Annotated in this window: 21 protein-coding genes and 1 other annotated feature; of the genes, 5 read left to right on the plus strand and 16 right to left on the minus strand. The window is 54.0% G+C overall.

The features are described 5' to 3' along the window. The first annotated feature begins 18 nt into the window (after positions 1-18). The 5 genes from ACFSO0_RS17940 to ACFSO0_RS17960 all read left to right on the plus strand — a co-directional run bounded on the left by ACFSO0_RS17940 (position 19) and on the right by ACFSO0_RS17960 (position 5,978). Positions 19-837 carry a hypothetical protein gene (locus ACFSO0_RS17940; RefSeq protein ID WP_376882583.1) on the plus strand — a complete coding sequence of 273 codons (819 nt, stop codon included), beginning with the start codon at positions 19-21 and terminating at the stop codon, positions 835-837. Between the two features lie 123 nt (positions 838-960). Then, positions 961-1,167, plus strand: a complete 207-nt coding sequence (locus tag ACFSO0_RS17945; protein ID WP_376882586.1) for a ferredoxin — start codon at positions 961-963, stop codon at positions 1,165-1,167. Positions 1,168-1,530: 363 nt separating this feature from the next. Beyond that, positions 1,531-1,775: a binding site (T-box leader), on the plus strand. Positions 1,776-1,845: 70 nt separating this feature from the next. Beyond that, positions 1,846-3,000: a pyridoxal-phosphate-dependent aminotransferase family protein gene (locus tag ACFSO0_RS17950; RefSeq protein WP_376882588.1), complete on the plus strand. Its 1,155-nt coding sequence runs from the start codon at positions 1,846-1,848 to the stop codon at positions 2,998-3,000. After that, a complete protein-coding gene (gene serA, locus ACFSO0_RS17955; protein ID WP_376882590.1) occupies positions 2,993-4,576 on the plus strand; it encodes a phosphoglycerate dehydrogenase in 1,584 nt (527 codons plus the stop codon). The genes ACFSO0_RS17950 and serA overlap by 8 nt, the downstream gene beginning before the upstream one ends. Before the next feature lie 118 nt (positions 4,577-4,694). Continuing rightward, on the plus strand, positions 4,695-5,978 hold the full coding sequence (locus ACFSO0_RS17960) for an ArsB/NhaD family transporter (RefSeq protein ID WP_376882593.1): 1,284 nt from the start codon (positions 4,695-4,697) through the stop codon (positions 5,976-5,978). A 97-nt stretch (positions 5,979-6,075) separates the two neighbouring features. On the opposite strand, the gene ACFSO0_RS17965 is transcribed toward ACFSO0_RS17960, so the two are convergent. The 16 genes from ACFSO0_RS17965 to ACFSO0_RS18040 all read right to left on the minus strand — a co-directional run bounded on the left by ACFSO0_RS17965 (position 6,076) and on the right by ACFSO0_RS18040 (position 21,201). Next, positions 6,076-7,212: an HAD family hydrolase gene (locus tag ACFSO0_RS17965; RefSeq protein WP_376882595.1), complete on the minus strand. Its 1,137-nt coding sequence runs from the start codon at positions 7,210-7,212 to the stop codon at positions 6,076-6,078. 6 nt (positions 7,213-7,218) lie between these two features. Continuing rightward, a complete protein-coding gene (locus ACFSO0_RS17970) occupies positions 7,219-9,015 on the minus strand; it encodes a HAMP domain-containing sensor histidine kinase (protein WP_376882596.1) in 1,797 nt (598 codons plus the stop codon). 1 nt (position 9,016) lies between these two features. Continuing rightward, on the minus strand, positions 9,017-9,733 hold the full coding sequence (locus ACFSO0_RS17975; protein WP_376882598.1) for a response regulator transcription factor: 717 nt from the start codon (positions 9,731-9,733) through the stop codon (positions 9,017-9,019). 87 nt (positions 9,734-9,820) lie between these two features. Beyond that, positions 9,821-11,050 carry a cytochrome c biogenesis protein CcsA gene (ccsA, locus tag ACFSO0_RS17980; protein ID WP_376882600.1) on the minus strand — a complete coding sequence of 410 codons (1,230 nt, stop codon included), beginning with the start codon at positions 11,048-11,050 and terminating at the stop codon, positions 9,821-9,823. A gap of 24 nt (positions 11,051-11,074) precedes the next feature. Next, positions 11,075-12,700: a cytochrome c biogenesis protein ResB gene (resB, locus tag ACFSO0_RS17985; protein ID WP_376882602.1), complete on the minus strand. Its 1,626-nt coding sequence runs from the start codon at positions 12,698-12,700 to the stop codon at positions 11,075-11,077. Positions 12,701-12,712: 12 nt separating this feature from the next. Beyond that, positions 12,713-13,237 (minus strand): thiol-disulfide oxidoreductase ResA, encoded by a 525-nt coding sequence (gene resA, locus ACFSO0_RS17990; protein WP_376882604.1) that lies wholly within the window; start codon positions 13,235-13,237, stop codon positions 12,713-12,715. A gap of 110 nt (positions 13,238-13,347) precedes the next feature. Then, on the minus strand, positions 13,348-14,097 hold the full coding sequence (locus ACFSO0_RS17995) for a pseudouridine synthase (protein WP_376882607.1): 750 nt from the start codon (positions 14,095-14,097) through the stop codon (positions 13,348-13,350). A gap of 107 nt (positions 14,098-14,204) precedes the next feature. Continuing rightward, a complete protein-coding gene (locus ACFSO0_RS18000; RefSeq protein WP_376882610.1) occupies positions 14,205-14,738 on the minus strand; it encodes a spore maturation protein in 534 nt (177 codons plus the stop codon). Between the two features lie 11 nt (positions 14,739-14,749). Continuing rightward, entirely contained in the window at positions 14,750-15,340 is a 591-nt protein-coding gene (locus ACFSO0_RS18005; protein ID WP_376882612.1) for a nucleoside recognition domain-containing protein, read from the minus strand. After that, a complete protein-coding gene (locus ACFSO0_RS18010) occupies positions 15,333-16,502 on the minus strand; it encodes a D-alanyl-D-alanine carboxypeptidase family protein (protein WP_376882615.1) in 1,170 nt (389 codons plus the stop codon). The genes ACFSO0_RS18005 and ACFSO0_RS18010 overlap by 8 nt, the downstream gene beginning before the upstream one ends. A 98-nt stretch (positions 16,503-16,600) precedes the next feature. Continuing rightward, positions 16,601-17,185 carry an SMC-Scp complex subunit ScpB gene (gene scpB / locus ACFSO0_RS18015; RefSeq protein ID WP_376882617.1) on the minus strand — a complete coding sequence of 195 codons (585 nt, stop codon included), beginning with the start codon at positions 17,183-17,185 and terminating at the stop codon, positions 16,601-16,603. Beyond that, positions 17,175-17,948, minus strand: coding sequence for a segregation and condensation protein A (locus ACFSO0_RS18020; RefSeq protein ID WP_376882620.1), 774 nt, complete (start codon positions 17,946-17,948; stop codon positions 17,175-17,177). The genes scpB and ACFSO0_RS18020 overlap by 11 nt, the downstream gene beginning before the upstream one ends. Positions 17,949-17,969: 21 nt before the next feature. Further along, positions 17,970-18,635, minus strand: a complete 666-nt coding sequence (locus ACFSO0_RS18025; protein WP_376882622.1) for a site-2 protease family protein — start codon at positions 18,633-18,635, stop codon at positions 17,970-17,972. 135 nt (positions 18,636-18,770) lie between these two features. Then, entirely contained in the window at positions 18,771-19,205 is a 435-nt protein-coding gene (locus tag ACFSO0_RS18030) for a peptidylprolyl isomerase (RefSeq protein WP_376882624.1), read from the minus strand. A 68-nt stretch (positions 19,206-19,273) separates the two neighbouring features. Further along, positions 19,274-20,323, minus strand: coding sequence for an EAL domain-containing protein (locus tag ACFSO0_RS18035; RefSeq protein WP_376883259.1), 1,050 nt, complete (start codon positions 20,321-20,323; stop codon positions 19,274-19,276). Next, on the minus strand, positions 20,236-21,201 hold the full coding sequence (locus tag ACFSO0_RS18040) for an EAL domain-containing protein (protein WP_376882627.1): 966 nt from the start codon (positions 21,199-21,201) through the stop codon (positions 20,236-20,238). Before ACFSO0_RS18040 ends, ACFSO0_RS18035 begins: the two co-directional genes overlap by 88 nt. Positions 21,202-21,313: the final 112 nt, after the last annotated feature.

A 21,313-nucleotide genomic window follows, 5' to 3' on the forward strand; every position in this document is an offset into this window, starting at 1 on the left:
TTTTTAGGCGCGCATTATATGAAAGCAAAGATCGCAGAACAGCAGGCCGCCGCCATGGAGACGGCCAAAAAGGCAGCCGAAAAAGACAAAATGCTGAAGGAGCACAAGCTGTATAACGAACAGGATTTCATCCGTTTTTACTACTCGTATTACGCTCCTCTGCTGAAATTGCGTCAGGCTCATTTTGACGAGATGGCCAAATGGCCCGCGATGGACAAGGCGGAACAGTCTGACTCCCTGAAAAAATTGACAAACCTGGCAAACCAGACGTTAAAAGCTTTGGATGAGGAAGTCCCGCTGCCAACTTCTCCTTTACTGGTGCAGGCTCACGGCAATTTCACAAACAGCGTAAGGGCTTATTTGGATAGTATGGAGCAGGTGCGTTCCGATCAGAATAGTAATGCCTTGACGCCAGCTGCGATCGCGTCGCGCATGACGCTATTCCAAAACAGTTGGCTTCTGGGTCAGGAACTGTTCTACCACTCCGCAGCCATCTGGGAATCCGCCTATGTCGTCAATTCCCCGTTCCCGAAAGCCTTGCCGGAGAATGTCAGCACGAGCCAGTGGAAGCAGTTCCCCTTCCACTATCGCAATTACGTGTCTGCCTCTCTCATGTCCGCCGGTAAAGAGTGGAAAAGCTACAGCCCGGAAGATTTGACAGCCCGGATCGACAAGCTGCTCACCAGTCAGGAGGCGCAGTCTATCGGTGTCAAAGACATCCAGGCTGCGGTCCGGCTGCTGGAAGCGACCGATGCGATTCACCCTGGCGACTTCCTGCAACTGAGCGGCAAACTCTACTCCCGATTGCAAGCACCGGAAATTCCACTTTACAAGTAGCCGTACATTTTTAGACTAAGTCGTTCATTTTTAGACTGATTCAATCTTGAAATCTTGTGAGCAAGAGCATAAAATGATCTATGACAGTGGACGTACCACTTCGTAATGGGAGGTGAAACCACAATGACAACATGGGTAGATAAAGATACTTGTATTGCTTGCGGCGCCTGTGGAGCGACTGCTCCTGACGTCTTTGACTACGATGACGAGGGCCTGGCATACAACAAGCTGGATGACAATTCAAACAGCGTTGAAATCCCGGAAATCCTTCAAGATGACGTTCGCGACGCCGCTGAGGGATGCCCAACTGATTCTATTAAAGTAGAATAGTCATTCCGATTTCAAGGAACAGAAAACCTCTCCGCCTTCGGGTGCGAGAGGTTTTTCATTTTTCCCAACCGGCGGTGAACAGGCGATCAGCAATTTTTCATTTCCAGTTCCCGCTCTTTTGGATACAATAAAGTCATCGCAAAAACCGAACATTAAATTCGGGTTTTTCCAGTTTTTGTGAGACGAATATCTTAACGTTCGGTTTTTGGTTGTTTTTCACCTTTTCAATACGAAAAAATACACCATTATTCACGAACGAAAAATACATTTTTATCGACATTGTTCATTTTTTTCGCTTTTTGTTCTTGACGTTCCTTTTTCACCGTGGTATCGTAAGTACAAATCTTACGAAACACATACTGCGAAACAGCGATGACGAAGAAATGCTGTGCTTGCAGGAAACCCTCAGAGAGCCGATGGTTGCTGCGAATCGGCGGTTCCGCACACAGATAAGCACTTCCGAGTTGTTGCGTCGAACGAGGATCGCTCCAGTAGACGCGAACGGTTGATCCGTTATCTCTTTAGGTCACGTACCTAGCAAGGCTCTTCTTTGAGAGAAGAAGGGTAAATGAGGGTGGCACCGCGAAGCAAAGCCTCTCGTCCCTCACTGTTCTGTAATAGGAGCAGTGTGGGAACGGGAGGTTTTTTATTGCATTGATAACCAGGAGGAGAGAGAACATGTTTACTGACAAGCAAATCTTGCGAATTCCAGGCCCTACCCCTATTCCGCCGCGGGTACAGCAAGCGATGAACCAGCCGATGATGGGGCACCGCAGCGGCAAGTTTTCCGCGCTGTTCGCCCGCACAGCTGAACGTCTGAAGCCATACTTTGGCACCCAGCAAGACGTGTACATCATCGCAGGGAGCGGCACCAGCGCGCTGGAAATGGGCGTCGTCAACACGCTGCAGCCCGGCGACGAAGCAGCTATTCTGATCAGCGGCAACTTCGGGGAACGCTTCGCCAAAATTTGCGAACGCTACGGCGTCATCGCTCACCGTCTTGAAGTGCCATGGGGCGAGGCGGTTACTCCTGAACTGCTGGATGCATTCCTGAAAGAGAAGCCGCAGGTCAAATGCGTATTTGCTACCTATTGCGAAACATCCACCGGTGTACAAAACCCGATTCCGGAACTGGCTGCGGTCATCCGCAAGCAATCCGACGCCCTCTTCATTGTCGATGCGGTCAGTTGCCTGGGCGCCGTGCCGTGCGAAATGGATGCCTGGGGTGTCGATATTGTCGTGACCGGCTCGCAAAAAGCGTTCATGCTCCCTACCGGTCTTGCTTTCCTGGCTGCAAGCGAGCGGGCATGGTCCATCATCGAAAACAACAAGTCCTTGGCGTTCTACCTCGATCTGAAAGCATACCGCAAGAGCCTGAAAGATCAAACGACGCCTTATACACCTGCTGTCTCCCTGATCTACGGCCTCGCGGAAGTGCTCGACATCATGGAAGAAGAAGGCTTGCCTGCCATCGTCAAACGCCACGAGCTGATGCGTGACATGACACGCGCGGCGATGAGAGCGTTGAACATCAAATTGATGGCGGACGACGCTTATGCAGCGACAACCGTCACTTCCTGCGATCCGCAAGGCGCATTCGACGCCGAAGCAATGCGCAAGGCATTGACCAAGCATTACAACATCTCCATCGCGGGCGGACAGCAGCATCTGAAAGGGAAAATTTTCCGCATCGGCCATATGGGCTATTGCGAGCCGCTCGATGTCCTGCAAGTCATCGCTGCCATTGAATTGTCGCTCCACAAAATCGGTGCGCCAGTAGAGCTGGGTGCCGGTGTCAAAGCTGCTCAGGAGGTGCTCATTGCACATGTATAAAGTTCTCATTACTGACCCACTCAGCGAATACGGAATTCAACAACTGCTGGACGCGCCTGACGTCGAAGTCGTCCGCAAAACCGACCTCTCCCCTTCCGACCTGCTCGCGGTAATCGGCGACTACGATGCTCTGCTCGTGCGCAGCCAGACTCAGGTGACGGCAGAAGTGCTCGCTGCCGGCAAAAAGCTGAAAGCCGTCGGACGCGCCGGTGTCGGCGTCGACAACATCGACATTAACGCCGCCACCCAAGCCGGTATCCCGGTCATCAACGCGCCAGACGGCAATACGATCTCCACGGCTGAACATACCTTCGCCATGCTGATGGCCGTCGCCCGCAACATTCCGCAAGCGCACAAAAAGCTGGTCGACGGAACATGGGATCGCAAAAGCTTCCAAGGTGTCGAACTGAACAAAAAAGTACTGGGCATCCTTGGCATGGGCCGCATCGGCAGCGAGGTAGCCAAACGCGCGAAAGCATTCGGAATGACCGTCATGGGCTACGACCCGTTCCTGACCGAAGAACGCGCACAAAAACTGGGCGTCATTCACTCTACGGTCGATGAAATTTGCCGCGCGGCGGACTTTATCACTGTCCACACGCCGCTGACGAAGGAAACGCGCCACATCATCAGCTCCCGCGAATTTGCGAAAATGAAAGACGGCGTGCGCATCATCAACTGCGCGCGCGGCGGAATCATCGACGAGAAAGCCCTGTACGAAGCGATCACCACTGGCAAAGTAGCGGGTGCCGCTCTCGACGTGTACGAGGTCGAGCCGCCTGTTGACAACCCGCTGGTCGGACATCCGAAAGTCGTCACTGCCCCTCACCTGGGTGCTTCCACGATCGAAGCGCAGGAAAACGTAGCCGTCGACGTTTCGGAGGAAATTCTCAAGGTGCTGCGCGGCCAGCCGTTCAAAAACGCGGTAAACCTGCCGTCCATCCCTGCTCACGTAATGGAAAAAGTGCAGCCGTACTTCACTCTCGGCGAAAAGCTGGGTCACTTCCTCGCACAAGTGACCGTTGGCTCCATTTCCGAGATCGAGATTAAATACAGCGGCGAACTGACCGATGTCGATACATCGCCATTGACTCGCACCGTGCTGAAAGGCGTTCTCTCGTTCCGCCTTGGCGAAGAAGTGAACTTCGTGAACGCCCCTCTGCTGGCCAAAGTACGCGACATCACGGTAACTGAGCAAAAGGCCGCGCAAAACAAAGGCTTTACGAACCTCCTGACCGTATCCCTGAAAACGTCGCAGGAGACACGCACTGTCGCCGGCACACGTCTGAACGGCTACGGCGCCCGCATCGTGAAAATCGACGATTACGCGATCGACGTCGCACCGGAAGGATACCTGCTCTACATCCACCACAACGACCGTCCCGGTGTCATCGGGCGTGTCGGTTCCATCCTCGGCGAAAACAACGTCAACATCGCAACCATGCAGGTGGGACGCCGTGATGTAGGCGGGGACGCGATCATGATGCTGTCCGTCGACAAACCATTGACTGCCGAGCTGCTCGACACGATGGGCGAACTGGCAGAAGTCAAGAGCGTTACACAAATCGAGCTGTAACCTTTTCCACGGGGGTTGCTGCAAGGGACCTGGCCATTGTGCCGGGTCTTTTTCTTTACCCTGATTTTCCCTATCGTTATAATGGACAAGATGAATATGTAAAAGAAAGGAGACTCCTATGTCCAATCAGGCGTTATTCGCCATCGGCATCTTTTTGGTGACCTATGCCTTTATCATCAGCGAGAAGCTCCATCGCACCATCGTAGCGATGTCAGGCGGCATCCTTATGGTCCTGTTCGGGATCGTCACGCAGGAGCAAGCTCTCCATCACATTGACTTCAATACGCTCGGCCTGCTCATCGGCATGATGATTCTCGTCACGATCACGGCCCAGACCGGCATTTTCAAATACGTCGCGATCCGTGCGGCCAAAGCCGCCAAAGGTAAGCCGATCCGCATTCTCGTCTACCTGAGCATCATCACGGCTGTCGCTTCTGCCTTTCTGGACAACGTGACGACTGTGCTGCTGATCGTTCCCGTCACGTTCAGCATCGCCCGCCAGCTGCAGCTGAACCCGATCCCGTTTCTCATTAGCGAGATTATCTCCTCAAATGCGGGCGGAACCGCTACCTTGATCGGCGATCCCCCGAACATCATGATCGGCAGCGCCGTGCCCGAGCTGGACTTTATGGCCTTTCTGCTGAATTTGACCCCGGTCATCATCATCATTATGGCTGTGACGATCCTTTGTTTTGTCTTCATTTACCGCAAACATCTGGTCACTTCTCCGGAGCTTAGCGCCAAAATCATGGAGTTAAACGAGCGCGACGAGATCACCGATGTCGTTCTGCTGAAAAAGTCTTTGACTGTCATGGCATTGACGATCATCGGCTTCATGCTGCACGGCGCCTTGCATCTGGAAACTGCCACGATCGCCCTGACGGGGGCCTTCCTCCTGCTTCTCCTGACAGGCGAGCACTATTTAGAGGATGCGATCAGCAAAGTCGAGTGGAACTCGATCTTTTTCTTCATCGGCCTGTTTGTGCTCGTGTCCGGTCTGGTAGAAACCGGTACGATTGCCAAGCTCGCAGCCGAAGCGATCAAGCTGACCGGCGGGGAATCGCTGCATACGTCCTTGCTCATTTTGTGGTTGAGTGCAATCGCCTCCGCGTTCGTCGACAATATCCCGTTCGTGGCGACGATGATTCCGATGATCAAGGAAATGGGCGCGCTCGGTATCACGAATCTGGAGCCGCTCTGGTGGAGCCTCGCCCTTGGCGCCTGCCTGGGAGGAAACGGCACACTGATCGGTGCCAGCGCCAACGTGATCGTCGCCGGACTCGCTGCCAAAGAAGGGTACAACATCAGCTTTACCGGTTTTCTGAAGCTGGCATTTCCTTTGATGACCCTCTCGATCGTCATCTCCCACTTGTATGTATATTTGCGCTATTTTATCTGGTAAGGAGGACTGCCTTATGCTGCGCTATTCTTCGCTCGAGTGGGTATAAGACACACAGACGCAAAAAGCCTCCGCCGGATCAGCCAGCGGAGGCTTTTTGCTATTCCAAAATAGAGAGAATCTCCCGGACATCATTGAGGATGTAATCGGCTTTCACTTCTTCAAATTTTGCCCGCGCCTCCTGACCGGACAGCCCGGTGAGGGTAGCCGCGAATTTGCAGCCAATGGAACGCGCTGCCAGGAAATCTGCCGGCGAGTCTCCGACGATCAGCACTTCTTCCCCATTCGCAATCGGCAGGGAAAAGTTGACGACATCGCTGTTTGGTGTAGACAGTCCGAGCAAACCTTTTACATAGGAAAACGGGTGAGGCTTGGACATTGGCGCCAGCTCCGGATACTCCTCTTCTGCCTCCAGGACATGGGAGGCTGTCACGACACGATCAGGATCAAACCATTCGAGCACCTTGATTTCCGAAAGCGGCACATGCGTCTCGATGGTCGGACGGCCTGTTCCAATCCCCAGCATATACCCCTTTTCCTTGAGCGTACGGAACAGCTCGATCATTTCGGCCGGCGGGACGATCGGGATTTCGTCTGTCAAAAAGCCTTTTTTCCCCGGCTGCATCGTCTCTCTCCCGATGGAAGCCGCTACCCGCTCGTCTCCGAGATACCATTCCTGGAAAGTCTGCTGACAGAGCTGCCACAGATCGCTGTTGCGGGAGAACATGTCCGTCTCTACCCCGCACCGTTCGCGGGCGATCTGGTTCAGATAGAGCAGCATTTCCGCTTTTTGTGCAGACCCTTTTGCAAAATCGGCTGTAAATGCCGCGTAGTCGACAGCAAAATCAGGTGCGAAGGATGCACCCCATTCTCGCAACCGGACGAGCTGCTCCCGGTCTACCTGTCCTTTGAGCAGTCCGGTGACTTTCTCGCCCAGCTTGTCTTGCAGCGCCTCTACCAAACGGATCAGCTGATAGGAGAAAGTCAGGAATACCATGTCCCAGTTGGAGTTGATTCCCCGTGCTTTAATGAAATGGAGCACTTCGTCCTTGGCAAATACTTGCTCGCGCACGCGCCGGATGTCAGACTCTGCCGGCGCAGGGGTGAAGGAATCGCCTTTCAGCCCCAAATACTGCGGGCTGTAAAGCAACTCCCATACCGTCAAGGCAGAAGCGTCAAAGTAGCGTTCTTCACTGAGCATAACCCCGTCAACATCAAACAAGATCGTCTTGATCATTTCTCTCTACACTCCTATTGTTTTCGATTGCAACATCAAGGCAATGGTAAACGTCGTTCCTTCTCCCACTTTGCTCTGTACGCTGATGGTCCCGCCGTGCGCCTCGACAATGTTCTTCGCGATCGCAAGGCCAAGGCCCGTCCCTCCTACCCGACCGCGCGTACGCGCCTTGTCGGCTTTGTAGAAGCGTTCAAATACAAACGGCAGATCTTCCTGTGGAATGCCACTGCCCGTGTCGCTGATTTCTAGCAGCAAGGTCTTGTCTCCGCGCGCCCGGATGGTCACGCTGCCTTTTGCCGGTGTATGCCGCAATGCATTGTCAATCAGGTTGGTTAACACCTGCTCCATGCGGTCTGGATCGATATAGATATCGTTGTGAGAGGTCGACATATCGAGCAGCAGATGAATGTCGCGCTCTCTCGCAAGGTTTGTGAACTTGCGCTGAATCCGCTGCAAATAGGGCCGCAGCTCTATCGATTCCCAAAACAGCTCGACATGGCCAGCCTCCATGCGAGCGAGGCTCAACAGCTCGTTGACCAGCTTGGTCATCCGCACTGATTCGTCGTAGATGATCTGTGCCAGCTCCTTGTGCTCTTCCGGTGTCGTAGCGATATCGTCGACGATCGCCTCGCTGTAGCCTTGCAGCATGGAAAGAGGCGTCCGCAGCTCATGCGAAACGTTGGCAACGAAGTCGTTGCGCATCTTGTCAAGTTTGCGCTCCTGCGTCATATCGCGCAAAGCGGCTACGGCACCGCGAATTTGCTCGCGATCGTTTACGGGAACCATGACGAGTGCCCAGATCCGCCCTTGAAGCGGAATGTCCTCTGTCACTTCCTGTCCTGTTTGAACGACCTGCTGATAGATCGAGAATAATGGAACCGGTTCATCCGGATGCTCGAACTTCCAGTCGCGCAAAAAACGTTCTGCCGGTGGATTGGTCAGTGCGATCTTGCCCTCCGCATCGATCATCACGACGCCGTCCACCATGCTGCGAAGCACACTCGCAAGCTGCTCCTTCTCCTTGGAGAGGGCATCCACGAGCTGATTGAGGCGGGCTGCCATCGTATTGAATGACGCCGCCAGCTCCCCCATCTCATCTCCCGTACGAATCGGGATCTCTGCATGAAAATCGCCTTCTGCAATGCGGTGAGCCGTTTCCTTCATCTGGCGCAAAGGAATCGTAATCCTCGAGGAGAGGAAAAACGCAAACACCGTCGTTGACACAAAAGCGATCACGCCCACGACAAAAATAAGAAATCGTACTTCGTTCACCGTATCATCAAAGTCTTCGTTCGCCTGGTACATGACGACCGAGCCGTGCTTTCCGGCGGAATACTCCATCGGTACGGCGACAGCGATAATCTGTACGTTTGCATTCGGGTTGTTCGGATCGCTGGAGCCTGTAGGCAAATAAATGCGCACAGGCGCAGGGTGCTTCCCTGCGAAAGCGTCCTGCAGCTTCAAATCCTGTGCCGCCAGCAAATCGTCCAGTGCAATGGCAGGCAGACCTTTCGCATCGCTCTTTCCGATCAACTGCTTCCGATCGTTCAAAACGACCAAACCCGTATGGTGGACAACGCCAAACGTGGCAGCCATCTCCAATGCGCCTTTTGAATCTTTGCTCGCTGAAATGGCGCTTGACAAGCCTTCCGCCAGATCCTGCAGATTCTGGGTCTGGCGTTTGGTATAAAAGCTGTCAAAGGATTGCACGATAAGCAGGCTGAATATCGTCAGGACCAAAGCGAACAAGGCAATGATCGTCATCCAAAGCTTTCCGACAACGCTTCGATAGAAGACATCCACGTTATTTTGGCACCTCTAGTTTGTAACCGACCCCCCACACGGTAGCGATCATGTTGGCTGCCTGCGGAGAAACGCGGTTCAATTTTTCACGCAAACGTTTAATGTGTGTGTCAACGGTGCGAAGGTCCCCGAAAAACTCGTAATGCCACACATCCTTGAGCAGTTCCTCGCGGGTGAACACTTTGTCAGGAGAAAGCGCCAGATAGTGCAGCAGCTCGTATTCTTTTGGTGTCAGGCTCACTTCCTGGCCGCTGGCGATGACCTTGTGCGCATCGTGATCAATGGTCAGTTCAGGGAAGACCAGTACAGAGTGGCTGTTAAAGGTTTCTGTTTTCAGGTAGGCAGTAGCCGAAGAACGCCGAAGAATTGCCTTTACCCGATACATGACTTCGCGGGGGCTGAACGGTTTTACGACGTAGTCATCCACCCCTGCTTCAAAGCCGTGTACGCGGTTCGTCTCCTCTCCTTTGGCTGTCAGCATGACGATCGGTGTAGCCTTGAACTCGCGTATCCGTTGACAGACCTCGATTCCATCCATCCCTGGCAGCATCAGGTCCAGGAGAATGATGTCGTAATCGCTGCCTATTGCCATTTCGACGGCAGCCTCTCCGTTGTCCGCTTCATCGATCAGGAAGTTTTCCCGCTCCAGATACATTTTGAGCAGACGTCGGATGCGTTCTTCGTCGTCCACAACCAGGATACGTGCCAATTTCTCCATACCCAACACCTCTTAGCCATTTGATATCGTAAACTGATGGAAGATAGCCCAAAAAGCTGGTACCTCGACCAGCTTTTTTCGGATGGATTACACGCCAGCGTAGGAATGCAAGCCGGCAATAACCAGATTGACTACGACCAGTGTAATCAGGATGATGACAAAGCCGATGACGGACATCCAGGCGGATTTTGCCCCGATCCATCCGCGCGAGAGCCGCAGGTGCAAATAAGCACTGTAGAACAGCCAGACGATGAGCGCCCACACTTCTTTCGGGTCCCAACCCCAAAAGCGGCCCCATGCTTCCTGTGCCCAAATCATGGCGAAAATGAGCGCGCCGAGCGTAAAGACCGGATATCCGATACTGATGGCGCGGTAGCTGATCTCGTCCAGCAGCTCCGGCTCAATCCCGTCGACAGAAGGCCGGATGAGCACCCCCAGTCGCTTGCGGAAAATGACGCGCATAAGGCCGTACAGAACCACACCTGTCAGAACCGACCAGATCATCGTATTCAATTTGCGGGCAGCGTCTTTGCCTTCCATCCAGGAGGGAGCGGAAAACAGCGGAGACATCGGACCCTGCTTGATGATCGTCGCATCTGCTGGCGCGACGATGGCCGGCATCGTGTATACGACCTGCGCCTTTTCCATTTGTCCCAGCGCGTTTTGCGTCTCCTTGTTCATTTCAAACACGGTCTTTTGATCCATCCGCGCAAACGTCGACTGCATTCCGATAAACCCTACGAGCATCAGTACGACGGCGAGAACGACCTCCAGCCATTTTGTGCTTTTTGTGGAGACGTCCTGCGGAACGGTGCGGATCAGATACATCAGACCCGCCGCGAAGCCTACCGCCAAAATGCCTTCGCCCAGGGCAGCAGTCGTCACGTGAATGTGCAGCCAGTAGCTTCGCAAAGATGGAATCAACGGGGTGACCTCTGCGGGAAACACGTACGAGTACGCCAGCATGATGACCCCGAGCGGCAATACGAAAGCACCGATCACAGTCAGCTTGTAAATCCGGTAAATAATCAGATAGGCAATAATAATACAGTAGTCCAAAAATGCCATGAACTCAAACATGTTGCTGGTCGGGCTGTGCCCGCCCCCGATCCAGCGCGTCACGACATAGCCTGTCTGCGCGAGGAATCCGATTGCGGCAAGCCAGAAGGCGATGCCGCCAAAACGCTTTTCATGTAGCTTGGGGTCGCGTCCCGCCCAATTCTTTCCCGTCATGGCAACGACGAAAAGGATGGACGAGAGCACGTAGAGCAGAAATGCAAGATCCAACAACCAGTCACTCAATTGGATGAGCTGCACGTCGAGTGTCCCTCCTTGAAGCTATTATACCTTTGCTTTATCTTCGATGGCGAGCGGTAGCTCCGTCTGCTCGATCAACCCCTGAATTTCCCTGCGCAGGCCAAACCAGTTTTTGTTGGTGTGCCCCGCCAGCATCACGTGATCTTCCTGGAACTGGACCCAAATGCGTCTATGTTGCCAGAAAAAGCCCATTACTACCCCGATCATGAAGATGATCGAGCCGAAGTAGATCAGCGGTACTGCCTTGTCCACCCGCACATTCAATCCGGTAATGTCGATCAGATCCGGCTTGCGGATGACCAGTCCATATTGCGGGTTTGATTTTTGCGTGATGACGGTGCCTTGGAGGTAGACCGATTTTTCCGCGACTTTCCCGTTCTCCCCCACGATCTCCAGTGCCACCATCGGGTTCTTCGGCAGGTTCGTCTTGGTCGCCGGCTTGCCGTCCGACCCCATCATGAAATCAGGGAAGTAATCCAGCGTGCGGACTACAACGCCATTGCCGATTTTTTGTTCCTTCGGCGGATCGTACAAATCCACCTTGAGCTGCCCGACCAGTTTGCCGCCGTTCTTTTGGTCGATCACGTCGAAGTTGAGCGCGCCCAGCTGCATTTCCTGCACACCCGATTGGTACAGGTATAAACTTTCGTGCTCCATCGGGTGGTTGACCACAATCGGCCCGCTTTTGACTTCTGCCAGATCCGGCTCGGCGCCCGGCAGACCGGCGTTTTTGTTCACGTACAGCACAGCATCGGTCTGAAAGTTTTTGGGAATGACACCGCCTTGCAAGTCCAGCTTTTGCGGCATCTCGCTTTCGGACCAGTATTCCGTATGGTATTCGACATTCTTCACATAGTACGGCGTTTCCGGTATGGCAACCGTCTGGCCTTCCCGCACCCAGACGTATTCATCCATGTAAAAGCCCGGAATGTTGCGCATCAGGACACCGATCAAAAAAATAATCAACCCGATGTGGTTCACGTACGGACCCCAGCGGCTAAACCTTCCTTTTTCTGCCAAGAGCGCGCGGTCGGTCGTAAAGATCCGATAACCCTTCTTTTGCAGCGTCTGTGCGGCAGCTTCCAGCAGCTCCTCCTGACTGGCTCCTGCTGGAAGCTGGCCTTCGGAGAAGATTTTCTGTCCCTTCAAAAATGATTTGTGCTGATTGAGTCGGGGCTTGGACAAGGCTTTGTACAGCGGAATGACCCGGTCGAGACTGCAGATCACGAGGGAGGTCCCCAGCATGACGAGCAGCGTCACAAACCACCAGGAAGAATACAGGTTGTGAAAGCCGAGCTCGTAGTAGATCGTGCCGAGCTTTCCGTATGTATCCGTGTAAAAGCGGGCAACATCCGCTTCGGTCGGCACGGGCACAGGTATGTATTGCTGTTGCGGAAAGAGCGTTCCTGCCGCAGATGAAACCAGCAGGACGAGAATGATGCCGATTGCAACTTTGACGGAAGAAAACCAGTTCCAGACGCGGTCGATCAATTTTCGCGTATACGTCTGGGAACGGCGCGCCATCCCTTCGTAGCGCATGTCCGGAAATTCTGTCTGCTCAATCTCAACGTCAAGCGGCTTGCCGCAAGATTCGCAGAGCAGCGTCCCGATGGGATTGGTATGTCCACATTCACATTTTCGCTGATCCATATTGCTCCTCGCTTACGGCAAAATTTTCCTCACTTTTTCGGTAATCATCGCTTCGTTCATTTGGCCGAGAAAAATTTCTTCGACTTTCCCGTCCGGCGAGATAAAAAAAGTCGACGGGATCGGACCGATGCGATACAGCTTGGTAATTTGGGATTCGCTGTCCATGAGAATCGGAAAGGTCACGCCGAACTGTTTGACGAACGGTTCGACGGCGACAGGAGTTTCTCCGATATTGACGCCGACGACAACAAGTCCCTTGTCCTTGAACTCGTTGTACTTCTGCTGCAAAGCGGGCATTTCCTTTTTACAGGGTTCGCACCACGTCCCCCAAAAGTTGAGGACGACGCCTTTCCCCTTCAGGTCACCAAGCGTCAGCGCCGGGCCGTTCAACTGCTGAAGGCTGAAGTTTGGAGCGGCCTTCCCCACTTTCACCGCGTTCGGGTCCTTTACAAAGCTGGAATAGAGTGCGAAGACAAGAGCCACGAGCAAGATGCCCAGCACGGCGACGCGTATGTATGTACGATTGCTTTTGTTCATGTAGCCCTAACTCCCATCTACTGCTGATAGACTTGCAATGTTTTTCCTTTCTATTATAGCGTTCCTAGTTTTTCCGACAGCGCATAACTTATGAACAGATTTTGAACGAATCAGCGTTGGCGCGGTCTGCTCTTTCGGGTCTGGACAAGTCCCTGTTTCAGCTTTTCCACTTCCGCGCTCGTAAGCGGTCGGTACTGTCCCGGCTCAAGACCTTCCAGCGTCAAAAAGCCAAGGCGGATGCGTTCGAGCGTCACGACGGGGTGGCCGATCGCTTCGCACATCCGTCTGACCTGCCTGTTGCGCCCTTCGTGGATGGTCAACTCGATCAACGCCTTGTCTTTGGTTGCTGTCGCTTTGAGCAAGCGCGCCTCGCCTGGTGCTGTCATCCCGTCCTCCAGCCGTATGCCCGTCGCCAGCATTTTTACTTTGTCCTGACTGGGCACGCCTCGCACCCAGGCGCGGTATACTTTGTCGATCTCGTAGCTCGGATGCGCCAGCCGGTTGGCAAGGTCGCCATCGTTGGTCAGCAAAAGGAGCCCGGACGTATCGTAATCGAGGCGGCCAACCGGATACACCCGCTCTTTTACCCCTTTTAACAAGTCGGTCACCACACGTCGTCCCTGCGGATCGGATACACTGGTGATGACGCCGGTCGGCTTGTATAGCATCAGGTAGACGTGCTGCTCGATGCGGATCGGCTTTCCGTTGACCGTGATTTTGTCAGTCGCCGGGTCGACCCTCGTCCCCAGCTCCTGCACCACTTTGCCATTTACCTGCACCTTGCCTTGCACGATCAACTCTTCACAATGGCGACGAGAGGCGACTCCAGCGTGTGCCAATACTTTCTGTAAACGTTCCATATCTCGGATCACCTCTCCAACATCATACCCATTCTTACCAGTGTGGACAAGGAAAAGGGAAAAACTTCCCCAAAGCGAGGAAGTTTTTTCCCTTCATTGTCTTTTTCTTATGAAAAAACATAAGAAACGATGAGGAGCGAGAAAATCACGCCAGCCAGATCGGACCAGAGACCCACCTTCAGCGCGTACGCGGAGTTGCGGATTCCTACCGCGCCGAAGTAGACCGTCAGCACGTACAGTGTCGTATCCGTGCTCCCCTGCATGGTAGCGGCCAGGCGCCCGAGGAAGGAATCGGGGCCGTATTGGGCGATCAGGTCCGTGGCAATCGCGAGAGACCCCGTTCCGGTCAACGGCCGCAAGAGCGCCAAAGGAACCAGTTCCTCCGGGAAGTGCATCCAGTCGAGCAACGGCTTCATCATGCCAAGGAGCAAATCGAGAGCACCGGATTCCCTGAACATCGTCACGGCTACCATCATGGCGATCAGGTGCGGGAGGATACGGATTGTCGTCGACAGCCCCCCTTTTGCTCCCTCGACGAAAGTCTCGTATACCGGAATCTGTCTGCGCCAACCGTAGAGCAGAACGAAAGAGATGGTGACGGGAATGGCCCAGAGCGAAATCAGGGATACCCATTTGTACATACGGTCCCTCCCTAACGGTGACGTCTCGCATGGCGGTAACGATACCAGCGGTCGAGGAGCAACGCGACAATCGTAGCGCCAAAGGACGAGAGCAGCGTCGTCCCGACGATCTCTACAGGGTTGGCAGAGCCGTACTGCATACGAATGGCAATCATGGTGGTCGGTATGATCGTGATGCTGGCCGTGTTGATGGCAAGCAGCGTACACATCGCGGGTGAGGCGACCTGTTTGTTAGGATTCAGCTTTTGCAACTCCTCCATCGCCTTCAGACCCATCGGTGTCGCGGCGTTCCCCAAGCCGAGCAGATTCGCGCTCATGTTGGAGAGAATGTAGCCGATCGCCGGATGCCCACTGGGGACGTCGGGGAAAAGCAGGTGGATGATCGGCGACATCGCCCGCGCCAAAATTTCCAGCAAACCGGATTTTTCCGCAATCCGCATCAGTCCCATCCAGAAGGCGAGCACGCTCAGGAGGCCAAAGCAGACCGTGACTCCTGTCTTGGCACCTTCAAAAGCGGCCTGATTGATCGCTTCCATGCGACCGTTTATGGCAGCTACCGCAATACTGATAACGATCAGGGCGAGCCAGATGACGTTAAGCACTCCACAGCCCCCCCGCTACGAGTTGCCACAATTGCTTCCAGAATGTGCGGTTCTCTTGCGGCTGACTCATCGTCGGCTCATCCACGCTGACCAGCAGCGGCACTTGCCCGATCATGTTGTCCTGCAAATAAATTTGCATAAATCCGACGATCTGCCCATTCATCTTCCTGTCAATGACCGACTCTCCCAGCACGATGCGCTTGCGGATATTCGCCGTCTCCTCCTGCATCAGCGGGTAGCGGAACGCGTTCATCGACACCAGATGCGTTCCTGCCGCCAATGTAGCCGGCGTATCCGGTATGACCGTCTCCTTTTGTCCTACCAGTTCTTTCAGCGGGAAGTTGGCAAATCCCCAATCGAGCAGTTTGGCCGAATCGTTCCAGTCGTCCGCAGCATTTAGCGTAATGGTGGCGAGCTGTCGTCCGTCACGGGTCGCCGAGGCAGCCAGGCAACGCTTCGCCAGCTTCGTGTAGCCGGTCTTTACGCCGTCTGCCCCGTCGTACAGGTGGAGCATCTTGTTTTTGTTGAGCAGCCGCCGATTCCACTGCTCCCCTTCCCACGGGATGTCCTTCACCTTCGTGGAGACGATCTGGCGAAATACGGGATTGCGCAAGGCGTAGGCAGACAGCTTCGCCATGTCCTCCGCCGTCGAGTAGTGCATGTTGCTGTCGTCAAGCCCGTGCGGATTGGTGAAGTGCGTATGGTTCATCCCGATCAGCGCCGCCTTTTCGTTCATCATGTAGACGAAGCCGGGCACGGAGCCTCCTACGTGCGTCGCAATCGCCACGGCAGCGTCATTTCCGGAGCGGAGCATCAGTCCGTACAGGAGCTCCTCCAGCGTCAGCTTTTCGTTTTTCTTCAAGTAAATGGATGAGCCCTCGACCCCCACCGCCTCTGGCGGGACGGTGACCACCTGATCCAGCTTTCCCGACTCGATCGCCACAATTGCCGTCATCGTCTTGGTCAAACTGGCAATTCTCATTTTTTTCGTGCCATTTTTCGCGTAGAGGATACGTCCGCTCGCCACGTCAATCAGCGCAGCGCTCTCCGCAGACAGCTCGGGCGCATTTGCCGCCGCCATCGCATCCGGAACCGTCAGCCATAAAGTCTGTATAAAAAGAAAAGCGACAAGCACGCCGGACAGCCATTTTCGCACCTTCATAAACGTCCTCCCCATTACAAAGTACAACGATGCACAGGTTTGTACCATGTATATGGGGACGAGTCGTCGATTAGTACGAAAAAACAGTCCCGGCGCAGCTAGTCGCCTGTTCCTTCAGTTCCTTTTCCAAAGAGCGCGGTTGCTTCCATGCGGGCTTCCTCGATGTCCAGGTTGACCGGCGGTTCCGGCAGGTCCGTCAATTCCCGCAAGCCGAAGTGTTCCAAAAAGTCTTTGGTCGTCGCGTACAAAATGGGGCGACCAATTCCTTCCGCCCTACCGGCTTCGCGAATCAGCTGCTTCGACAGCAGCGTATTGAGCGCTTTCTCGCATTTGACCCCGCGAATTTCTTCGATTTCCGAGCGGGTCAAAGGCTGCTTGTACGCGATGATCGCGAGCGTCTCCAGCGCAGCCTGGGAGAGCGTCGACTGACTCGGCGAAGCAGCCAGGCGTTCAAAATACGGGACGTGCTCCGGCAAGGTCGTCAGCTGGTAGGCGCGTGCGACCTCCACGATCTGGATGCCTCTGCCTGCCCGCTTGAAATCGGCCTTCATGTCCTCGATCAGGTCGATGACTTCATCTTCGGATATCCCGATAATCTCGCTGATTTCCTTGGCGTCTATGCCTTCGTCACCCGAAATGAACAACAAGCCCTCAATGACGCCTTTCAGCTTGTCATAGTCCATCCGTATGGGCTCCTTTCGTCGTGTTCTCACAAATCATGATGTCCTGGAACAGCTGGTTCTGGATACAGGTAATTTCCTTTGCTTTCATCAGCTCCAGCAGGGCAAGGAAGCTCGTCACGATCTCCGCTCGCGTCGCCCGGCGGGAAAACAGCTGCGAAAAGCGGATCATCCCGCCGCCTACCCGCACTAATTGACGGATTTCCGTCATCCGGTCCTTGATGGATACCTCGTCCCGCGATACTTTGGTGATGGGCTGCTGCTTGTCTTTGCTCTTTTTCACCAGCTTTTCCAGGGCCGAGATCAGGTCGTAGATCGTCACGTCCTTGACGGTGTGCTCCTCCTCTTTTATGTAGGGAGCGAGATTTTCAGCCGGTCGCGTAAACACCCGGTTGCGGCCGATTTCCATTTCCCGCAGCTGTTCCGCCAGCATTTTGTAACGCTTATATTCCAGAAGGCGCTGAACCAACTCTTCGCGCGGATCGTTTTCCTCCACATCCATATCGAGGAGCTGCTGCTGGTAGATCTGCTCCTCTTTCTTTGGCAGCAGCATCTTGCTTTTGATCGAGAGGAGGCTCGCCGCCATGACGACAAACTCACTCGCCACATCCAGCTGGAGCTGCTGCATCGTATCGATCGTCGCCAAATACTGCTCCGTTATTTCCGCGATGGGAATGTCGTAAATATCCACTTCGGCCTTTTCGATCAGATGGAGCAACAGGTCGAGCGGCCCCTCAAAGGAATCCAGTTTGATGCTGTAAGCCACAAATACTCCCTCGTTTCTTCATCAAAACAGCGATAAAATCCGCCCTGCCAGTTGGTCGAGGCTAACGACGACGAAGCTCAAAGGCACATTCAATACGACGCCGCGTACGGCCGGCAGGAAAATGAGCAGCAACAAAACCCACGGCCCGTATATCTCCAGATTGTAAAAAAATCGATCCCATTTGCGCGGCAAAAGGAAACGGATGATTTTCGATCCGTCCAAAGGATGAATCGGGAGGAGATTGAAAACGAACAGGGCGCAGTTGATCAAGACGCAATTCACCAATGTCTCATTCAAGGCGATCGTCAGCTTCGATTCGGTATCATTCAAATAGCCTGCCTGAGTGATCCATCCGTACAGAACCATAAACAGAAAGGCGAGCACCAAATTGATCAGCGGACCTGCAGCGGACACGTACACAATCCCCAGCCGCTTGTTGCCGCGAAAATGCAGCGGATTGATCGGCACTGGCTTGGCCCAGCCAAAAGGCCCGAACAAGATGAGGATCAGGCCGAACGGATCGATGTGAGGAATCGGATTGACAGTCAACCGTCCCTGGTCCTTTGCCGTATTGTCCCCCAGTTTCCAGGCGACAAACGCGTGTGCCCATTCATGCAAGGAGAATGCAATGACGAACGCGATCATGCGAAACGGCACCGTCTCCCACTCAAAATGAAAAAGATCCATGGGTTCCTCCTCGAAAAATCGTCTACCTTCTAGCATACCAGCAGTCTGATAGGCTTACAAGCCTTCTCGTGCTCCCCCTGCTGCATGCAAAAACACTGGCGCGCACGCAGCGGCCAGTGTCTGGACAAAGCCTTTTTATTCAGCGGACACTTTGACAGTCTCCATTTTGTCGCCCTGCTTGATCGCATCCACGTGCTCCATGCCGGAAGTCACTTTTCCGAAGACGGTATGAACGCCATCCAGATGCGGGAAGGAATCGTAGCAGATGAAGAACTGGCTGCCGCCTGTGTCTTTCCCAGCATGTGCCATGGACAGCGAGCCGCGCAGATGCTTGTGCGGATTGCCTTGGGTCTCGCATTTGATCGTATAGCCAGGGCCGCCGGTGCCGGTGCCGTACGGGCATCCGCCTTGGGCCACGAATCCCGGGATGACGCGGTGGAACGTCAGGCCGTTGTAGAAGCCTTCGTTTGCCAATTTTTCAAAGTTGGCTACCGTGCCGGGAGCTTCCTGATCGTACAACTCCAGTTCGATAACATTCCCGTTTTCCATCGTGATTTGCGCTTTTTTCATTATGTATGCCTCCAGACCTCGTTAAGTTAACGTACCCATTTTACCATGCGCGAAGGTCGCCGTCCAATTTACTCAAGAGTTCGCAAGGCCCCATCTGCGGGCAGATCGCTGTCGTCGAGGAACACCGTACCCGTCAGTTCCTTCGCCTGCTTCTTCACAGAAGCCGCCCGCTCCGCGATGGCTTCGGCATTCTCGTACTTGCCCGGTCCTAGCCGCACCCCGGCCATGGACATGGAGAGAGGGCTTGCTTTCGTTGCCGTCGCCATCTCCAGCTTGATCGAGGCCATCTTATCCAGCATGTGCTGGACGGTCACGATTCCGATGTACTCGTTCTCCTCCCCGGTAATGATGACGACGTCGTACAGATGAAAGAAGTCCCGGGTCATTGCCCGGCGCGCCACTTTGTCGAGCTTGTCGTCCTTGGAGGCGATGAGAGGGCTGGCGTACATGATTTGCGAGATGGGTCTTTCGTAATAGAGAGCGATTCCGTACTGCCCTCCCAGGATTTGATAGAGCTGAAAGCGCATGACCAGTCCGATCGGCTTGCCTTCCTCCAGGACGACGACGCTTTCAATCCGCTGATTTTGCTCGAAGATTTCGTGGACGAGCCGCACCTTGGCATGCTTTTGCACGACGATTGTGCTCGCCAGCATTTCCGACATGGTCGGCGTGAAAATCAACGGCTCCCCCTGCTCGCTCGCCCGCTTTTCCTGCATGAGCCGCAGGACGTTCAGCGCCTGTCCGCATACATGCGTCATCCCTTTCTCTGGCTTGCCGAGAAAATACCCTTGTCCGTATGAGACACCCTGCTCCATAACGGTTTCCAGCTCTCTCTGTGTCTCGATGCCTTCCGCAATAATCTTGCACTTGACCTTTTCCGAGAACTGGACGAACGTTTCCAGCAACGCCTGCTTGATCGGGTCGACATCGACGTTGCGGATGAGAGACATATCCAGTTTGATAAAATCAGGGTAGATTTCCGTGATCGACTCGAGGCTGGAATAGCCGGCTCCTGCATCATCGACGGCGATCAGGTAGCCTTTTTTCCGGTATTCCTCGATGATTTTGCGAAATACGGCATAATTCGTGATTGCGTGCCGCTCCGTAATTTCCAGCACGACATGATGCGGATGCAGGCCGTATTGTTCAAACATGGCGAATACTCCCCGCGCAGCAATAAAGGATCGTCCATCGCGCGCGGATCGAGGTTGATGAACAGCTTGTGCTGCGGCTTTATATAACGCAGCTGCTCTATCGCTCGCTTCCGGCAAAGATGCTCGAGCTGAAGCACCGTGTTCGTCTCCTCCGCATAGTGAAAGAGCGCAGCCGGAGACGCAAACGGGCTGGTTTTCGGCCCCCGCGCCAGTGCTTCCCAACCCAGCGTCTGCCCATCCGGCAAATGTACGATGGGCATGAAATTCATGCTCACGTTTTCTTCCGCCAGCAGTTTTTGAAATTGCGTCATGTTCGTGTAGGCGTCCGAAGTAAGCCCGTATTTCGCCATATGTATGGCTCGTTTTACAGAAGTGTACATTTCCTTGCCGAGATCACGCCCCGGAAGCCTCACGTAGCCGATACGGACACTCAGCTCTTCCCTGTTGACAAAGCTCACCTGCTGATTTAACTGTCTTTCCGCCTGCTCCTGAATGTGGATGGAAAGCAAGCGGCAGTCTTCCTCATTCAGACTCCCGCCAAACGACACATAGATCGCGTAATCGTCTCCCCACAGCTTCTGGATGGCCAATGATTTTCCCCTAAGATCAAACACCTGTCGGGTGACGGCAGGCAAAATTCGCTCAAAAGCATGGAGAACCCTTTTGGCCACGGTGACGCCGTAGCGGTTTTCCAGCTCTGTCAGCTTGACAATATCGACATAAAACATCACGACGCTGCGCCCTTTTTCGATCTCCTGAGAGAGGATTTGTTTCATCCACTGGTGTCTGTCCAGGGAAAAAAAGGGGAAACGTCTGAATCGTTGCATAAGCGTCGACCACATGGTGGATCTTTCCTCCTCGCCATCTCCATTATGGCAGTCGTCCGTTAATTTGTTGTAAACGGGATGTGGAGGATTCATAAAGACAGCAAAAAGCCTCCCCAATCGTGTCAGG

The sequence above is a fragment of the Brevibacillus sp. GCM10020057 genome (assembly GCF_042683565.1).
In the GTDB taxonomy this organism is placed as follows: Bacteria; Bacillota; Bacilli; order Brevibacillales; family Brevibacillaceae; genus Brevibacillus.

Excerpts from the sequence above, each read along its gene's own strand:
- ACFSO0_RS18025 (WP_376882622.1), bottom strand. The coding sequence starts at position 18,635 with ATGGATCTTTTTCATTTTGAGTGGGAGACGGTGCCGTTTCGCATGATC.
- ACFSO0_RS18010 (WP_376882615.1), bottom strand. The coding sequence starts at position 16,502 with ATGAAGGTGCGAAAATGGCTGTCCGGCGTGCTTGTCGCTTTTCTTTTT.
- serA (WP_376882590.1), top strand. The coding sequence starts at position 2,993 with ATGTATAAAGTTCTCATTACTGACCCACTCAGCGAATACGGAATTCAA.
- ACFSO0_RS18040 (WP_376882627.1), bottom strand. The coding sequence starts at position 21,201 with ATGTGGTCGACGCTTATGCAACGATTCAGACGTTTCCCCTTTTTTTCC.
- ACFSO0_RS17960 (WP_376882593.1), top strand. The coding sequence starts at position 4,695 with ATGTCCAATCAGGCGTTATTCGCCATCGGCATCTTTTTGGTGACCTAT.
- ACFSO0_RS17965 (WP_376882595.1), bottom strand. The coding sequence starts at position 7,212 with ATGATCAAGACGATCTTGTTTGATGTTGACGGGGTTATGCTCAGTGAA.
- ACFSO0_RS18000 (WP_376882610.1), bottom strand. The coding sequence starts at position 14,738 with ATGTACAAATGGGTATCCCTGATTTCGCTCTGGGCCATTCCCGTCACC.
- ACFSO0_RS17950 (WP_376882588.1), top strand. The coding sequence starts at position 1,846 with ATGTTTACTGACAAGCAAATCTTGCGAATTCCAGGCCCTACCCCTATT.
- resB (WP_376882602.1), bottom strand. The coding sequence starts at position 12,700 with ATGGATCAGCGAAAATGTGAATGTGGACATACCAATCCCATCGGGACG.
- scpB (WP_376882617.1), bottom strand. The coding sequence starts at position 17,185 with ATGGACTATGACAAGCTGAAAGGCGTCATTGAGGGCTTGTTGTTCATT.
- ACFSO0_RS18030 (WP_376882624.1), bottom strand. The coding sequence starts at position 19,205 with ATGAAAAAAGCGCAAATCACGATGGAAAACGGGAATGTTATCGAACTG.
- resA (WP_376882604.1), bottom strand. The coding sequence starts at position 13,237 with ATGAACAAAAGCAATCGTACATACATACGCGTCGCCGTGCTGGGCATC.
- ACFSO0_RS17995 (WP_376882607.1), bottom strand. The coding sequence starts at position 14,097 with ATGGAACGTTTACAGAAAGTATTGGCACACGCTGGAGTCGCCTCTCGT.
- ACFSO0_RS17945 (WP_376882586.1), top strand. The coding sequence starts at position 961 with ATGACAACATGGGTAGATAAAGATACTTGTATTGCTTGCGGCGCCTGT.
- ACFSO0_RS17975 (WP_376882598.1), bottom strand. The coding sequence starts at position 9,733 with ATGGAGAAATTGGCACGTATCCTGGTTGTGGACGACGAAGAACGCATC.
- ACFSO0_RS17940 (WP_376882583.1), top strand. The coding sequence starts at position 19 with ATGAAAGCAAAGATCGCAGAACAGCAGGCCGCCGCCATGGAGACGGCC.